The sequence below is a fragment of the Corynebacterium sputi DSM 45148 genome (assembly GCF_000427865.1).
GTDB classification, from domain to species: domain Bacteria; phylum Actinomycetota; class Actinomycetes; order Mycobacteriales; family Mycobacteriaceae; genus Corynebacterium; species Corynebacterium sputi.
The window spans coordinates 71,972-87,427 of the sequence record NZ_ATYV01000001.1 but is presented as its reverse complement, the minus strand read 5'-3'; the positions used below and the strand labels follow the sequence as shown (position 1 = coordinate 87,427).

General features: G+C 61.2%; 15 protein-coding genes. 7 read left to right on the top strand and 8 right to left on the bottom strand.

Annotated features, from left to right (window positions below; all coding sequences use genetic code 11):
- Nucleotides 1-50: 50 nt before the first annotated feature.
- The 3 genes from YWU_RS0100425 to YWU_RS0100415 are packed head-to-tail and all read left to right on the top strand — an operon-like array spanning nucleotide 51 to nucleotide 1,362.
- Entirely contained in the window at nucleotides 51-848 is a 798-nt protein-coding gene (locus YWU_RS0100425) for an alpha/beta fold hydrolase (protein ID WP_027018919.1), read from the top strand.
- Nucleotides 849-858: 10 nt separating this feature from the next.
- Nucleotides 859-1,155 (top strand): DUF2975 domain-containing protein, encoded by a 297-nt coding sequence (locus tag YWU_RS14255; RefSeq protein WP_338025259.1) that lies wholly within the window; start codon nucleotides 859-861, stop codon nucleotides 1,153-1,155.
- Nucleotides 1,156-1,362: a helix-turn-helix domain-containing protein gene (locus tag YWU_RS0100415; RefSeq protein WP_027018918.1), complete on the top strand. Its 207-nt coding sequence runs from the start codon at nucleotides 1,156-1,158 to the stop codon at nucleotides 1,360-1,362. It begins immediately after the preceding gene.
- Here YWU_RS0100415 and YWU_RS0100410 read toward each other — a convergent pair.
- The 7 genes from YWU_RS0100410 to YWU_RS0100380 are packed head-to-tail and all read right to left on the bottom strand — an operon-like array spanning nucleotide 1,343 to nucleotide 9,419.
- Nucleotides 1,343-2,056: a hypothetical protein gene (locus YWU_RS0100410; protein WP_027018917.1), complete on the bottom strand. Its 714-nt coding sequence runs from the start codon at nucleotides 2,054-2,056 to the stop codon at nucleotides 1,343-1,345. The two genes, YWU_RS0100415 and YWU_RS0100410, sit on opposite strands and share 20 nt — an antisense overlap.
- Before the next feature lie 55 nt (nucleotides 2,057-2,111).
- Nucleotides 2,112-4,721: an FAD/NAD(P)-binding protein gene (locus tag YWU_RS17755; RefSeq protein ID WP_027018916.1), complete on the bottom strand. Its 2,610-nt coding sequence runs from the start codon at nucleotides 4,719-4,721 to the stop codon at nucleotides 2,112-2,114.
- The gene (locus tag YWU_RS0100400; RefSeq protein ID WP_027018915.1) at nucleotides 4,718-5,710 is read right to left on the bottom strand and encodes a pyridoxal-phosphate dependent enzyme; all 993 of its coding nucleotides are present in this window, start codon (nucleotides 5,708-5,710) and stop codon (nucleotides 4,718-4,720) included. The genes YWU_RS17755 and YWU_RS0100400 overlap by 4 nt, the downstream gene beginning before the upstream one ends.
- Before the next feature lie 9 nt (nucleotides 5,711-5,719).
- Entirely contained in the window at nucleotides 5,720-6,292 is a 573-nt protein-coding gene (locus YWU_RS0100395) for a sugar O-acetyltransferase (protein ID WP_027018914.1), read from the bottom strand.
- Nucleotides 6,289-6,828: a shikimate kinase gene (locus tag YWU_RS0100390; RefSeq protein WP_027018913.1), complete on the bottom strand. Its 540-nt coding sequence runs from the start codon at nucleotides 6,826-6,828 to the stop codon at nucleotides 6,289-6,291. The genes YWU_RS0100395 and YWU_RS0100390 overlap by 4 nt, the downstream gene beginning before the upstream one ends.
- A gap of 19 nt (nucleotides 6,829-6,847) precedes the next feature.
- Nucleotides 6,848-7,312: an RpiB/LacA/LacB family sugar-phosphate isomerase gene (locus YWU_RS0100385; RefSeq protein WP_027018912.1), complete on the bottom strand. Its 465-nt coding sequence runs from the start codon at nucleotides 7,310-7,312 to the stop codon at nucleotides 6,848-6,850.
- 34 nt (nucleotides 7,313-7,346) lie between these two features.
- Nucleotides 7,347-9,419 (bottom strand): RecQ family ATP-dependent DNA helicase, encoded by a 2,073-nt coding sequence (locus YWU_RS0100380; protein WP_027018911.1) that lies wholly within the window; start codon nucleotides 9,417-9,419, stop codon nucleotides 7,347-7,349.
- 99 nt (nucleotides 9,420-9,518) lie between these two features.
- Between YWU_RS0100380 and YWU_RS14245 the strand changes: the two genes are divergently transcribed.
- The 3 genes from YWU_RS14245 to YWU_RS0100365 all read left to right on the top strand — a co-directional run bounded on the left by YWU_RS14245 (nucleotide 9,519) and on the right by YWU_RS0100365 (nucleotide 13,116).
- Nucleotides 9,519-10,451, top strand: coding sequence for an ABC transporter ATP-binding protein (locus YWU_RS14245; RefSeq protein ID WP_051259836.1), 933 nt, complete (start codon nucleotides 9,519-9,521; stop codon nucleotides 10,449-10,451).
- A complete protein-coding gene (locus tag YWU_RS0100370) occupies nucleotides 10,438-12,054 on the top strand; it encodes an ABC transporter permease (protein ID WP_051259835.1) in 1,617 nt (538 codons plus the stop codon). The genes YWU_RS14245 and YWU_RS0100370 overlap by 14 nt, the downstream gene beginning before the upstream one ends.
- Nucleotides 12,055-12,159: 105 nt before the next feature.
- The gene (locus YWU_RS0100365) at nucleotides 12,160-13,116 is read left to right on the top strand and encodes an alpha/beta hydrolase (RefSeq protein ID WP_027018909.1); all 957 of its coding nucleotides are present in this window, start codon (nucleotides 12,160-12,162) and stop codon (nucleotides 13,114-13,116) included.
- Here YWU_RS0100365 and acuI read toward each other — a convergent pair.
- Complete coding sequence (acuI, locus tag YWU_RS0100360; RefSeq protein WP_027018908.1) at nucleotides 13,113-14,099, bottom strand: acrylyl-CoA reductase (NADPH); 987 nt, start codon at nucleotides 14,097-14,099, stop codon at nucleotides 13,113-13,115. The genes YWU_RS0100365 and acuI overlap by 4 nt on opposite strands.
- A gap of 95 nt (nucleotides 14,100-14,194) precedes the next feature.
- Between acuI and YWU_RS0100355 the strand changes: the two genes are divergently transcribed.
- The gene (locus tag YWU_RS0100355; protein ID WP_027018907.1) at nucleotides 14,195-15,451 is read left to right on the top strand and encodes a serine hydrolase domain-containing protein; all 1,257 of its coding nucleotides are present in this window, start codon (nucleotides 14,195-14,197) and stop codon (nucleotides 15,449-15,451) included.
- Nucleotides 15,452-15,456: the final 5 nt, after the last annotated feature.

Genomic DNA, 15,456 nt, shown 5'->3' with positions numbered 1-15,456 from the left:
CGCTGATTATTCGCACTTGGAAATATATATTCAACACGACAGGAGCCGTCATGCCGTCCTTTTCCGTACCGGGAGCGACCATTGACATGGAATTCAGCGACGAACACGGGCACCCTGTCGTCCAGTTGCACGGTCTGACCTCGAGTCGTAAGCGCGACCGAATCCTCGACCTCGACCTCGGTCGAGGTCTCAGCGGTACCCGCCTTTTGCGTTACGACGCCCGCGGCCACGGCCGCTCCACCGGCCGTCAGGTCGCAGAGGACTACCAGTGGCCAAACCTGGCCGACGACCTCCTGCGAATTCTCGACCAGTGGTTCCCTGGCGAGCAAGTCCACGGTGTTGGGCCGTCGATGGGTAGTGCCACCCTTTTGCACGCTGCGATCAAGGACCCAGGTCGATTCAGCAGTTTCACCCTTATGGTCCCGCCGACCGCGTGGGAGACCCGCGCCGCGAAAGCCGACGAGTACCGGTTCGGCGCCGACCTAGTGGAGAAGTTCGGAGTGGAGGCAATGATGACCGCCGGCCAGGACGTGGCTCCCCCTCCGGCGCGCAGCGGGCTGCCGGTCACCCTGCCGGACGTCACCCCAGAGCTACTTCCCTGGGCGCTTCGAGGCGCTGCCATGAGCAACCTTCCGGATCCAGAGCAGATCGCTTCCATCGGAGTACGCACCAGCATCCTTGCCTGGACCGATGACCCTGGACACCCGGTATCGACGGCCCTGCGTCTGACCGAACTGATGCCGAATGCCTCACTGCGGGTAGCTCGGACCCCCGCCGAGGTCGACCGGTGGCCCAGCATCCTCATGGATGATGTCGACCGGATCTCGCGACAGGCTACTGCCTATTGACTTTCGATAGATTTCGAGCGATATTTTCGCGATCTGGAAGTTGCTCTCCATGGTCCGCCGAGACGAGATTTTCGACATCGGGGCATTTCGCTGGGTCCGCATCCTGTCCGCTGCAGTCCTCATCGCCAGTGTGCTCGTGGCGTCAATGCTGGCTGTCGTCGGCCAGACCGACGATGCTCCGGGGGCAATTCTTATGGGCGGAGGCGTCCTGCTCATCGGCATCGCCTTCGCCTTGCTCATGGCAGTCATGTCGGGGCTGCTGCGCACTGCCACCGGGTACCGGACCGAGCTCTCCGAGGTGGTTTAGATGGCGATCATTGTCGACATCGACGTGATGCTGGCGCAGCGGAAAATGAGCGTCGGAGACTTCGCCGACGCCATTGGAATCTCACCGGCCAATGTCGCGGTTCTCAAGAACGGCCGAGCAAAGGCCGTCCGGTTCACTACTCTCGACGCGATCTGCCGGGTGCTCGACTGCCAACCCGGCGATGTCCTTAGGCGAGTGCCTGACTAAGCGCCTCATCCTCGATCGGGACCGGCACGACTTCTTGGGCTACGCCTTTTCGCTGCAACTGAGCGTCATCGGCGAAGAGGATCTCCTCACCGGGCTCGATCGAGGCCCAATCAATGTCAGTGAAGAAGGAGCGGGGGAAGGTGGCGGTGAAGAGGGCGTCGGGAAGCGAATTGTCGTTGACCACCGCGACGCGGACACGGTCCGCGGCCGGAACCGACGCGAAAGTGATCTTCACAGCAGCCAAAACCACCGAACCGAGCGCCTCGACGTAGACGGCATTGCGTTCGGTCTTGGTGCGCTTTTTGGTAGTCGTCTTGCCAGCGGGAGTGGTGGACTTCACGCGCTCGGGAACGATGTCCGGGGAGCCGAAGGTGCCGATGATGGTGGCTACGGAGTCATCGACCGACACACACTGGAATCCAAGCTCAGCGAGCGGGTTGTGCCGGGAGTTCTCGCGGTTGAGCTTCGCGGCTTCCTCGATGGCCTCGACATCTGCCTGCTGCAACGCTTTTCGACGTGCCAGCGGACGGAATCCTTGAATACCTGCCAGGGCCGCGGCGCGCTTTCGCGCGGAGATCGCCTCAAAGTCAACAGGCTCCGGCGCCGAGGGAGTGATGTCCCGGAGATGAACCTCGGTCAGAGCCCTGTCGGCCGCTTCCAGCTCGGCGATGAGTTCCTGCACCTGATCTGACACTTCCCGCTCCTCTTCCCACGATGACAACCTCTGCCGAACATACGGCACTGCTTATCTACCGATCGATGAGGTCAAGTTCCATCTCTGGGTAGACCACATTTTTTGCCAGCGGGATCTGGTGGGAGGCGCTTTCCAGGATGTGCATGAAGTAGCCGGCAGTGTTGGGAATACCGATGACATCACCGGGGGCGATACCGTCCGGGAAGCGAATTCGGCGACGCAGGATGACCTCGTCCTCGATGCAGTACGCGCCGACCAAGAATGCTTCGATCTCCTCGCTCGGTGGGGTGTTCTTCACGAGGATGGGGTCGACCAGGTAATCATCTGAGGTGGTTCGGCACTGGGTGCGGTTCATTTCCAGTCCCACCAGTGGCACGCCATCGCTGCGCTCCTTCACGAAGGCGACGGTGGCAAGGATCAATCCGCAGCCATCCAGGAGCGAGCGTCCAGGTTCCAGATGCAGTCGCAGTCCGCGTCGAGTCATCTCTTCGGCGATGCCGTCGCCGAGGACTTCACGAAGCCAGGGCCCACGCGTCGGTGACTGGTGATAGGGATACGTGGTGGTCAGCGGGTCGGACTTCCAAGTGAATGGCGGTGCGTAGCCTTCGACCATTGCGGTGCGCGCGTGGTGGTAGTTTTCCCACTCTGACGTGTCGTCGAGATAGCTCATCGGCACACCTCCGCCCAGATCGATGAAGGTGAGATCGTGGTCGAGTCGGTCTACCAAGTCCAGGCACTCGCGCAATGCGGCCGAACGATCCGCCGCTGCGTATCCATGCAGGTGCACGTGCAGCCCGACGATCTCCACACCAGGGGTCTCCCCCGACAAGAAGTTGGCCCAGGTATCGGAGCGCTCGCCAAAGCGAGTCGGCGGCATCGCCGCAGGATCAGGAGCCAGTCTCGGGGCAACATGTGCAGTGATCCCAAGTTCCTGTGCCCGCGCAGAAATACGCTCCACTTCGGCGCGACTGTCGCCAGAGATAGTGACGTCGTTTTCGATGGCAAGGGTCAACAGCGCATCAGTTTTCACCGCCGCTGAGAGGATGATCCGGTCGCCGGGCACTCCCCGCCCCAGCACTTGGGCGAGCTCACGTTCACTGGCGACATCCACTCCGTGCCCGAGATCCCGCACCGTATCCACGAAGGTCAGCGCTTTGTTCGCCTTGCGAGCGAAGAAAATACGGGTCTCGACGCCCATATCCTCACCCTCATCCACCAACTCCTGGATATTTGCCTTCATGGGACCGGAGTTCAGGACATTGACGGGGCTGGCGTGGGTGTCGAGGAGGGTGCGTGTGGAAAGGACGTCGTGAAGCAGATCTTGAGCCCACGGCTCCACACGAGCGGTCAGCGGCGGAATGCCATGCACGGCGGTAGGCGCGATGACCCGACGAGCCCACGCCGGGACGATGGCGTGGAGGGAGCGATTGAGGGAGTCATTGCCAAGGACCACGCCTTCGGTCATGCGGCCGATCGCGGCGACATTGGTGTAGCCGACGACGGTGCCATCGCGCTCCACATCCAGACCAGTTGTGCCCGGGCGGATCCGGGCCTTGTCGAGAGAAGCGCAGAGCGAACCCGGCACCACTCCCGGCGGCGGCAGCACAGCATCAATGATGACGGTTGCGCCGATGTCATCGCCTAATGCGTGGATGTCCTCATTGCCGCGGCCCATATAGGAGGCATCCACCACGCCGGAGTCGATGAGCTCTAGTAGGTCAGCGGTACTTTCCGGGGGCGGACCAAACCCGACGCGCTCGAGGGTGCGGGTGAGATCGCCGAAACCCTCGAGGCTATCGCGGCCTTCATAGGAGGCACGGTCGATAACCGCTGGGTAGAGCTCACGCCACGCGATTCCGACTGCACAGGCAGCAGACATCGGGGCCTCGCCAGTAGCGACCTGATGGGACAAACGCAGTTCGGCGGCCGGGTCACCGGCGAAGTCGGTGCCGTCAAGCACTGCCGCGACGTCGCCAGTGCCGCCGGCGCGCTTCAGTATCTGCTCGGATGCTTCGGCAAGAGCGGTGCGGAACTCATCGATGTCCGACGAGGCGCAAATCGCCTTTTGACCAGACGCGACGATGTCAGCGATGTCGACACCAGCGGTGAGGGGTTTGACCTCCATGAATCGCCCAGACCTGCTCACCGGAACGATCCGTCGCGGGGAAATCATCCTGGTCACGTCGATGAAGGTAAGTGCCGCCCCACGCACCAGCACCACGTCATCAGGGCCGATATCGGAAAGGTCCTCGTAGGGTTTACGCGCAGAGAGTTCGCCTGGCCAGGTTGATTCGTGGCCGGTGGTGAGGAGGATTTCGTCGGCTTCGGGCAGTTCGGTGAGATGCTGCCGGTGGTAGATCAGTGTGCAGTTCGGCGGGAGGTACGTCTCCACTGCCTGCCACGATGCGGCGAGGAACTGCCCCACTAAGGACCGCGAGGGGTAGGGATCATCGGATCCGCGCCACTCATTGAAACTGCCGATACCGGAACTGATCGCAGAGGAGCGCACATTCAGCAGCAGCTCCTCCGGCGTGTTCCAGACGCGTCCTGGTTCCGCGTCATACACATGGATGTCCACCCCGACCCCGCGATCTCGGGCCACCGAGGTTAACTCCTCCACTGCCCACAACCCTCGCGGACCTGCTCCGACGATCGCGACCTTCATCCGATTCTCGCCTCCAGTTCCTCCGGGCTCACGCCAAGAGTGCGCTGTACCCAGTCGTCGTTGTACACGGTTTGCAGATAGTTGATTCCACTGTCGTGCAAGATCATCACTACATCCGATCCCTTCGGGATCTCCTCGCACAGCTGCTTCACGACGCTCACAACCGCACCTCCCGACGCCCCCGCCAACACCGCCTCCGACCTGGCCAATTGACGGGCCCCAATGACGGAGTCAATATCCGAGACGCGCCGGATGTGGTGCGGGTGAACGTTGTCGGAGAGCGATGGGACCATGCCGGCACCGAAGCCTGGCAGCGTGCGCTCGCCGCGCTTTCCTCCGAATAACACGGAACCTTCCGAGTCCACAGCGATGACCTGGGTATGCAGGTCATTGCGTTCAATATGGCGCAGGCAGCCGCCGACAGTTCCCGTCGTGCTGACCGCCACCACGAGATAATCCGGCGCATGTCCGAGCTGCGCCACGATCTCGCTCATGCTGCCGAGATCATGTGCGGTGAATGCGGCGAGGTTGGAATATTGGTCGAGACAGACGGCGTCGGGAAGCGTATCTTTTAGCTCTTCGACCTTCATCCGCCGAGCGGTGAGCCAATCCCCGGTGTCCGGGTCTGGTTCGGTGACTTCGTGGACTGTGCCTCCGAGGGCCGCGATGTGGTCGACAGTCGAGCGGTTCGACCTGCCATCGACAACACAGTGGAAAGCCCAGCCTCCCAACACCGCCTCCCGTGCCAGTGCGACCCCAAGATTGCCGGAACTGGATTCCACGATGGTGGAGCCGTCCTGCAAAATCCCCCGCTCAACAGCGTCCCTGATCAATTCACGTGCGGTGCGGTCCTTCGCGCTGCCGCTGGGATTGGCGGACTCCAGTTTCGCGAACAGTCGGACGTCACGCTCCCCAGGAAATCTCCCAAGCCGGATCAGCGGGGTGTCACCGATCGAGTCCAAAAGCGTGGTGGCGTGTGGGCTGGTCATTCCGACAGGTTACGCGTCCATTGGACCGAGGCGGCGGATCACGCGACAGGGGTTACCGGCGGCGAAAACACCTGGCGGGACATCCCGAGTGACCACGCTGCCAGCCCCCACAATCGAGTTCTCCCCGACTGTCACTCCGGGACAAATAATCGCCCCCGTACCGACCCACACGTTGTCCCCCAAAGTGACGGGGCTGGTCGTTTCCACGCCTTCGCGGCGAGCCTCGAAGTCATCCATCGGGTGCAGCGCAGTGATCAATTGGACTCGTGGCCCAAGAAGAACACCTTCGCCGAGAGTAATGCGGCCGCAGTCGAGCATCAGTCCGTCATAGTTGATAAACGAACCAGCGCCGATCGAGATGTTCTCGCCATAGTCGCAGCGAAACGGCGGCATGACGGTGACGTTCTCCCCTACCTCACCGAATAGTTCGTCGCGGATCTCAGCCCGGCGGTCCACCTCATCCGGATGAGAGTTGTTGAACTCCCAGGTCAGGAGCTCGGCGCGCTTGCGAATCGCCGCGAGTTCAGGAGCTGCGCCGTTGTAGGGCTCGCCGGCCAGCATGCGTTCATGGTTCGAGGTCATGCCCCGGAGGCTACCGAAAGGAATTCTCGGACCGCGCTTCGCGAACGCAGCCGATGAAACGTGATGTGCGCGAATCTCGGGTCTTTCATCGCGGCCGTGAATCCTTCCCGATTGCGGTGGAAAGAGGTCCACGACCACCAGATCACTGACTCTTCTTTCTTCCAGATGAAGAATCCGGTCCAGTTCTCGCGGTTGCCGTTCCACAGTTCTCGTGAGACAAGGGCTCGGAGGAAAGTGCGACGAATGAGCTGCCACATGATCAACCAGCGCGGCAGGTCAATCCAAACAACGGTATCGGCTCGGTCCCACACGACGGTGCCAATCTTGCTCGAGTATTTGCCATCGATGACCCATTGATCCTGGTCAGTGATGTCGGTGACGCGGGCTCGGAATTCGTCGTTCGGCAGTGGAGACCAATTCGGCTGCCAGTGGATGGCATCGAGCTCAATGAATGGGATACCTAGAGCGCTCGAGAGCTGCCTGCCGAGCGTCGACTTTCCTGACCCCGAACACCCCACGACACTGATCCTGTTCACGGCGGTCAAACATACCGGCTCAGAGACGAGGAATGTGGCGCTCGTCGATCTCAACGACCTTCGCGACGCGTCGGGCGTACTTCTCTTCTGAATTACCGAGCCACTCCGTTGTCATCCACGCCTTCGCGACCTCCATCGCCAGGGCGGAGCCGATGATCTTCCCGCCGATGCAGAGGACGTTGGTGTCAGAGTGCGACCTAGCGAGCGACGCGCAGAACGGGTCTTGAGCCACGGCCGCGAATACCCCGGGCACCTTGTTCGCGATCATCGCGGAGCCGTAGCCCACGCCGTCGACGAATAGTCCCCGATCAACCTCGCCTTTGGCGACGGCTACAGAGGCCGGATACACGTGGTCGGGCAGGTCGCATGCTTCTTCATCGTGGGCTCCGAAGTCGATAACTTCATGTCCTTCAGATCGCAGCCACTCCGCGATCTCGTTCTTCAGGGCGGTTCCAGCGTGGTCATTGGCCATGGCGATACGCATGAGCTCACTCTACCGAGATCCCTGGCGACCGGCGTTAGCCTCTGAGGGCCAATGCAAACGGCAACACTGCGGCAGCTCCGGCCTGCAATAGTTCACGGCCGGCGACGGTCAGCGCCCACCTAGAGCCGACCTCCGTGTCGACGAGGAGTACTCGGCGCCCAGAAATAGCCTCCGCAGTCTGCGGATCGATCTGCAATGCGCCGAACAAGTTCTGGACCCGGAAGGCGCTGTTGACGTCTGGGGATCCTAGATCCCGCGTCGCCACGATCTGGCCGGCGTAGTCCATCCGGCCAATGCGTGCCAAGCCGGTCGCCAGGTCCACCACGGCTCCTGGATGAGTAAGTGCTGGCATTGCGACGACGACTTCCGGACGCTCATCCCAGTCCCACTCCGCAAGCACGGTTACGCAGGAGTCGGCGATGTTTTTCGGGATCGGGCGATCTTCCTCAAGGAACTCGCGGAGCACCTGCCCCATGCCAAGGTCGGTGAGCCTCGCGACGGCCCGACCCTGTGCCACCTGTTCGTTCTTCGGGATGCGTCCCTTCAGTGGCACACCGATCTTCTCCATTCCGGTTGGCCACATCGCACGGGGATCGATCGGGATTCCGACGCCGGACAGGATGGACCGAGCTCCGCTCTCCCGATCCTCATCAACTGTTGCGTCCCACCACTGCCCTGCGCACACGTCGCAGCGACCGCAGTCAGTGGCAGTGGGATCGTCGAGTGCCTCGGCCAAGAACCGCATGCGGCACATGCGGCCGGCCTCGTAGTCGAGCATGGCTTGGGCTTCGCGGTCGCGGGTGGCGGCGACGGCGTCGTAGCGCGGTGCGTCATATTCCCACGGGTGGCCAGTCCCGATAAATCCACCGCCAACCCGGTCGACGGCTCCTTCTACCTGCAGCGTCTTTAGCAGCAGATCGAGCTTCGTGCGCTTGACCCCCACCAGCGGTTCCAGCGCAGGTACGGATAGTGGACTCTGTGCATCAGACAACGCTGCCAGCACTGCCTGCGCGTCGGCCTCCTCCGGCATCGACGCTGAGGCGAAGTACTCCCAAATCCGCGCGTCCTCTTCGCCAGGAAGCAGCAAAACGTCGGCGGATTCAGTGGCACGCCCGGCGCGGCCGACCTGCTGGTAATACGCGACAGCGGAACTAGGGGCACCTAGGTGGACAACGAACCCCAGGTCCGGTTTGTCGAATCCCATGCCTAAGGCACTGGTGGCAACGAGCGCCTTGAGCCGGTTGTTCTTCAGGTCGTCCTCTAGCCGGGCGCGGTCTTCGGAGTCAGTACGACCTGTGTAGGACGCAACATCCCAGCCAGCCTCCCGCAGGGCGCGGGTGGTGTCTTCCGCTGCGGAGACGGTCAGCGTGTAGATAATTCCGCTGCCGGTGAAGTCTCCAAGGTGCTGGCTGAGCCAACCAATCCGGTGCGCTGCTGAGGACACCGGTGCCACACCGAGGCGGAGCGAATCTCGCGAGAGCGGACCTCTAACGACCGTCGTGTGCGATCCGAGTTGTGCCGAGACATCCTCCACCACCCTCGAGTTGGCGGTGGCGGTGGTGGCGAGGACGGGGAGATCGTCGGGAAGCGAATCCAGTAACGCACCAATGCGGCGATAATCCGGGCGGAAATCGTGACCCCAGTCAGAAACACAATGCGCCTCATCAACCACGATCATTCCCACGCCCCCGAGCAGCCGGTCCAGCACCCTCTGGCGGAACTTAGGGTTAGTCAGGCGCTCCGGTGAGATCAGCAATACGTCCAAGCTGCCGGCCTCCAAGTCAGCGACGACATCGTCCCATTCGGTGACATTCGAGGAGTTAATCGTTGCGGCCTTCACCCCGGCACGCTCTGCTGCTGCGACCTGGTCACGCATAAGCGCCAGAAGTGGCGAAATGATCAGCGTCGGCCCGCCCCCTGCCTCGCGAATCAGGCGCGCGGCAACGAAATACACCGCAGATTTGCCCCAACCGGTGCGTTGTACGACAAGAACGCGCTCCCGCTTCTCCACGAGCCCCTCCACTGCCTCCAATTGCCCCTCTCGGAATGAGGCTGAGGAATTGCCGGTCAGTTCGCTCAGGATGTCCGTGGCCCGTTGTTGCAGCATGCCCCATTCATACCCTGTCCCCCCCACGGCGCACCCGGCCAGGATTGTGCTGGATACCATTGGTTTTAGCTGCAATAGCCCTGGAGGAGGAGAAGGACCATGAGTACGCCGATCATCCTTACCGAGAACCTCACCAAGACGTTCGGTCCGGTGAAGGCACTCGACAACCTCAACCTGTCGATTGCGCCGGGCGAGGTCCATGGATTTCTCGGCCCCAATGGGGCGGGAAAATCCACCGCGCTCCGGGTGCTGCTTGGATTGCTGCGACCGACCTCTGGCTCTGTGCAGGTGTTCGGACTCGATCCGTGGCGCGACGCGGTCGATCTGCATCGGCGCTTGGCGTACGTCCCTGGCGACGTGGAACTGTGGCCCAACCTCACCGGCGGCGAAGTTATCGACTTGTTCTTGCGGCTTAGGTCAGATTTCAATCCACGCAAGCGCGACGAACTCATTGAACGCTTCGCTTTGGATCCGAGGAAAAAGACTCGGACGTATTCCAAGGGAAATCGTCAGAAGGTCGCTTTGATCGCGGCGCTGGCGGCTGACGTAGATCTATTGCTTCTCGACGAACCCACCTCCGGCTTGGATCCACTCATGGAGGTGGTGTTTCAAGACGTCATTAAAGAGCAAAAAGAAGCAGGCAGGTCGGTACTGCTCTCCAGTCACATCCTGGCCCAAGTGGAAGCGCTATCGGACCGGCTGTCCATCATTAGGGCCGGACACATAGTCGAGTCTGGTTCGCTGTCGGACCTCCGCCACATGACCCGGACCACCATCGAAGTTGAGACCGCACGCCCCATCTCCGGATTCGATGACAAACCCTTCGTCCATGACCTGCACACCGCCGGTGAAAGGACTGTCTTGCAGGTGGACGGCGCACACGTCGGCGAGGTCATGTCTGAGCTCGCTGGACTCGGCATCCATTCGATCGTTGCCCACCCACCGACACTCGAAGAATTGTTGATTCGCCACTACCGCGATGATCTGAGCGCGCTAGACCGCAAGGGTGGTGTCCACAATGACAACGGCTGAAAAGACCCAGACCGGCCTGTGGACCATCTTTCGGCTCATGCTCCGGCGAGACAGGGTCCGCACGAGTGTGTGGATTCTGGCAGTCGGCGCCTGCGGCTACATCTTCGCCAGCGCCCTGACCAACACCTACGCATCAGAACAGGACGTTCATGCGCTAGCGATGATGCTCGCCGATCCAGTGATGCGCATGTTGGTCGGACCGTCCTTTGGTCTGGCCGACCCCAGCCACCAGGTACTTTTCTCCGCGGCGTATGTCCTGTTCATCTATCTGCCCATCGCCTTGTTCAGCATCTTCACGGTGGTCCGACACACCAGGGCAGAAGAAGAAACTGGAAGAGCCGAATTGGTCCGTTCGAATGTCGTCGGGCGAAATGCGAACCTGACGGCAACTCTCGTTCTCACCACCGCCTCCAATGTGCTGATCGCGCTTCTGATTATCCTGGGCGTTTTGGCTGTCGGCTTCGATGTCGAAGGGACGCTTCTTGTCGGGGTCGGAGGATTCGCCGTCGGATTGTTCTTCACCGGAGTTGCTGCGGTCACCGCGCAGCTCAGCGAATCGGCTCGTACCTCCACGGCAATGGCCTCAGCAGTTCTGGGCATCGCCTATCTGATTCGTTTGGCCGGCGACATGCCGGAAGAAGGTGGCACTGCCCTGTCTTGGTTCTCTCCATTGGCGTGGCCTCAGCAGACCGCGCCATACGTGGATGACCGCTGGTGGCCGTTGATCCTCCCCTTTGTCGGTGCGGTCATCTTGATCTGGCTGGGTATTGTCCTCTCCACCAGGCGCGATGTGGGAGCAGGCATGATCCACGCACGGTTGGGACGAGCGGAGGCGCTTCCATACCTGGGCACACCTGTGGGCATGGCCTACCGCACGCTGCGGGGAGGTCTTCGTGGATGGGGAATTGCCCTCGTCCTCACCGGCCTGATCTTCGGTGGCTTCGCTCAGGCAATGGTCGACACTGCTGACGATCTCCCCTCAGAGATGGCACTGATCTTCAGTGGTGACGACATCATGCTCGGCTATTTGGCGTTCATGGGGGTGTTTGTGGCGATCCTCGTTGCTGCAGCTGGGGTCAGTGGTCTGAAGCAGGTCCGTGGCGAGGAAACCAAAAGTCGTGCCGAATACACTCTCTCTGCACCGATCAGCCGAACTTCCTGGTTCGGTTCGCAGCTGTTAGTGCTTATCGCTGGAGTGGCGGTGATTCTGGTGCTAACCGGTCTTGCAATGGGACTGGGAACCGTGGCCTCGCTAAAGGATGGCGGCAGCGAGTACGCCGGCCCGCTGCTCCTGGCGACGGCCCTACAACTCGCCCCGACGCTGGCGGTCATTGGGATCGTCGCCGCCTTCTTCGGGCTGTGGCCCAAAGCCGCTGCACCAGTCGGATGGATCCTGGTTGGTTACTCAGCTCTGGTCACCTCGTTCGCGGACTTGTTGGATATGCCGCACTGGATGGTCCGCCTCAGTCTTTTCTCTCACCTGTCCAACTACCCCGTCGATGATGTGAGCTGGCCGCCGGTTCTCTGGCTCACCGCGATCGGCCTCACGGGTATCTTCATCGGACTTCTCGGGTGGTGTCGCCGCGATGTCAACGGCGCCTAAACAGGTTCGGGGCTGACGTCTTGGTCTTTTTCTTTCGACTATTTATAGTTCGTTTAGAACAATGACGAGCGCTGATCGTACTCCTGACCAAAGGCGACAGCCCCTATGAAGAAGTCCATACTCGCCACCGCTGCCCTGATGGTGGCCGCCGGTATCGCTGTCGCGCCGGTCGCCAGCGCAGCACCCGCCGATTGCACCCCTGTCGATGGCCGCTCTGACGCGCTCAACTGCATGATCCCGTCCGAGGCGATGGGCCGGAGCATTCCGGCAGTGGTCCGCCCCGGCAGCGACAAAGTCATCCAGTTCTTCGGCGGAATCAGCGGCACCGATGGCTGGAGCGGCCGCACCGATGACAACGGTAGGTCTGTCCTTGACCATGTGGAGGATGATGACTCGACGATCGTGTTCCTCACCTCTGAGGAGCGATCGTTCTTCGTGGACTGGGATAGCCCGGCTGCACCGAACAACACCGTGATGAAGTACGAGACCTACGTGACCGAAGAGGTCCCGGCATACCTAGAGGAGAACTTCGGGATTGCCAACGGCGGTCGAGGAAACACCGGGCTGGTCGGCCTGAGTATGTCCGGGTACGGCGTAATCAACCTCGCGTCCAAGAATCCGGAACTGTACAAGTCAGTTCTGGCGATCAGCGGTTTCTACAACAACCAGGGCATCATCGGCCGAGCCGCCATCGACGGAAGCGGACTCACCCACGCCGGCGACATCACCGGCTCCCCCTGGGACGACGAAATCTCCCGCGCCGAAGACAATCCGTGGTTCAACATTGACGGGCTGACCATGCCGGTTCACATGACCGCGTCGACCGGCATCCCCCACGAGACGGACCTCGAGGACTACGACACGACCACTCTCGTACAGGGAGCGGCCCTTGAGGCCGGCGTCCTCGGCGGAACTCTCGCATGGGGCATGTACTCCTCGCTCAGGGACAAGGACAACGTCAACATCACCTACATCCCCGAGGGCATCCACAACTGGAACCTCTACATGCGCGTTGCATTCACCGAGTACGACATGTTCCGGGATCTCAGCGACGACTTCTAAACATCATTGACGTCGACAACAACGCGTCCCTGAATTTTCCCGTTAAGGAGGTCTGAGGAGGCGGATAGGACGTCGTTAAGCGAAATCGTTTTGGCGATCGTCCCCAACTTCTCCAGATCCAAATCGCGGGCGAGGCGCTCCCACGCCTCGAGGCGATCCTCACGGGGGCACATCACGCTGTCGATACCGACGAGGGTGACACCGCGCAAAATGAACGGCGCCATGTTGCCGGGGAAATCCATGCTGTCGGCGAGGCCGCACGCGGTAACGACACCACGGTATTTCGTGGTGGCGACGATGTTCACCAAGGTGTGACCACCAGCGGCATCAATGGCACCAGCCCAGCGCTCACGCTGCAACGGCTTGCCTGCACCCGCGAAATCATTGCGGTCGACAACCTCAGCGGCACCAAGGTCCTGTAAGTACTCCCATTCCTCCGGGCGCCCAGTAACGGCAGTAACCGAATAACCGAGCTTCGACAACACTGCGGTCGCGACACTACCGACGCCTCCATTCGCACCGGTCACAGCAATATCTCCACTTTCGGGAGTAACTCCCTGCCGCTCAAGCGCGAGCACGCTGAGCATCGCCGTATAACCGGCAGTTCCAATGGCGATGGCCTCTTCCAGCGACAGTTGGTCCGGCAGCGGCACCAGCCATTCGCTCTTAACCCGCGCCTTCTGTGCGAGGCCACCCCAGTGACTCTCACCAATCCCCCACCCGTTGAGGATCACCTTGTCGCCAGGTTCGAAGCGAACATTATCACTGGACTCGACGACTCCGACGAGGTCGATTCCCGGCACCATCGGGAAACTGCGGATGATCTTCCCAGCACCGGTCACCGCAAGCGCATCCTTGTAGTTGATGCCGGAGTAATGAATCGCGACGGTCACGTCTCCATCCGGAAGATCCGACTCGTTCAGATCCCGGACTTCGGCGACGAGCCCCCCATCACCTTTGTCGACCAGTACACCCTTAAACATGCGATCACTCCACTTCTCTGTCTGAGAGGTTCGTTTCCAGTTCGATGCTACCGTTGGCAAAACAGTCTTGCGAGGACCGATTATGGAGGCACCCTATGCACCGACGAGCGTCGCAGACCTCAGCGGCGGTCGCTAGTGCGGTGGCCTGTCTTCTTGTGGCTGGGTGCTCCTCAGACCCTGATGCGCACGCGTCGACCACCACCGTCACTGTAGACAAAAAGCCCACCCCCACTGCCGCCGAAGTACCGGTCGACGCAGACTTGCAACAAGCCCTAACCCAGCAAGTCGAATCCTGGGGGCTCGACGGCGCCGCGTACATCGTGGTGGATCGCGACAGGGGGGTTGTATTTGAGGATTACGTTGGGACCTTCGATGAGTCCCGAGTCTCTCTCATCGCTTCCAGTTCCAAGATGCTCTCCGCCGGGGTGTTGTCGCGGCTCGTAGACCAAGGTCTCATCGACTTGGAGCAGCCGATCGTCGAGTACGTCGACTGGGCCGAAGGAACAAATCCGGGAGTAACTGCAGGGCATTTGATCTCCAACACCTCCGGGATCGCCGGGTTCCACCGGAATTACCAAGAACCTGACATCGGTGCCCTGACCGCCAACGGTTTCGGACACTTGCCCGTCACCGACGAGGCATACGATTGCGCCCGGGACCCCGCCATCACCTTGACCGACTGCGCCAGCCAGGTGATGAACCACCGCTTCAACGCCATCGGTTCGTCAGGGGACCCAGCCCATTCAACAATGATGGCTGGCGCAGCCCCCGGCACGTTGTTCCGGTACGGCGGATCGCCGTGGCAGGTGGCCGGTGCGGTCGCGGAATCTGTCTCTGGCAAGCCATGGAACCAGTTGATTCACGAGACATACGTCGAGCCCTGCGGCACCGATTCCATCGGTTATGGCAACCACTGGATTAATACTGACGGATCCTCCTACCCGGCGAATATCGATCCTGCCGCCCAGCCTCCGACAGCGAATCCGCAGATGGAGGGAGGTGCCTTCAGCACTGCCTCCGATTACGCGGACATCCTGCTGATGCACCTGCGCGGCGGCCGCTGCGAGGGCGGCCAGGTCCTCTCCCCGGAGGCCGTGGAGAAGGCGCACACCAACCGGACCGCACATACGGGATCTGACTACGGGCTGGGTTGGTGGACAACCCCGCTTCCCGACGGTTCCTCCCGCAGTTTCATCAACGGCATGTACGGGAGCAATTCCTTCATTGACCTGGGAAAGGGCTATGGTGCGCACCTAGTCATCGAAGGAAACTACAAAGCCGGGGTCGACATCGGAAATGAATTGATGGCCTATGTAGACCAGGCGTACGAGGACGGATCAGGAATCGGTTAGCAGCC

Coding starts and splice junctions, on each gene's coding strand:
- YWU_RS0100425 (WP_027018919.1), top strand. CDS start 51: ATGCCGTCCTTTTCCGTACCGGGAGCGACCATTGACATGGAATTCAGC.
- YWU_RS0100415 (WP_027018918.1), top strand. CDS start 1,156: ATGGCGATCATTGTCGACATCGACGTGATGCTGGCGCAGCGGAAAATG.
- YWU_RS17755 (WP_027018916.1), bottom strand. CDS start 4,721: ATGAAGGTCGCGATCGTCGGAGCAGGTCCGCGAGGGTTGTGGGCAGTG.
- YWU_RS0100400 (WP_027018915.1), bottom strand. CDS start 5,710: ATGACCAGCCCACACGCCACCACGCTTTTGGACTCGATCGGTGACACC.
- YWU_RS0100395 (WP_027018914.1), bottom strand. CDS start 6,292: ATGACCTCGAACCATGAACGCATGCTGGCCGGCGAGCCCTACAACGGC.
- YWU_RS0100385 (WP_027018912.1), bottom strand. CDS start 7,312: ATGCGTATCGCCATGGCCAATGACCACGCTGGAACCGCCCTGAAGAAC.
- YWU_RS0100380 (WP_027018911.1), bottom strand. CDS start 9,419: ATGCTGCAACAACGGGCCACGGACATCCTGAGCGAACTGACCGGCAAT.
- YWU_RS14245 (WP_051259836.1), top strand. CDS start 9,519: ATGAGTACGCCGATCATCCTTACCGAGAACCTCACCAAGACGTTCGGT.
- YWU_RS0100370 (WP_051259835.1), top strand. CDS start 10,438: ATGACAACGGCTGAAAAGACCCAGACCGGCCTGTGGACCATCTTTCGG.
- YWU_RS0100365 (WP_027018909.1), top strand. CDS start 12,160: ATGAAGAAGTCCATACTCGCCACCGCTGCCCTGATGGTGGCCGCCGGT.
- acuI (WP_027018908.1), bottom strand. CDS start 14,099: ATGTTTAAGGGTGTACTGGTCGACAAAGGTGATGGGGGGCTCGTCGCC.
- YWU_RS0100355 (WP_027018907.1), top strand. CDS start 14,195: ATGCACCGACGAGCGTCGCAGACCTCAGCGGCGGTCGCTAGTGCGGTG.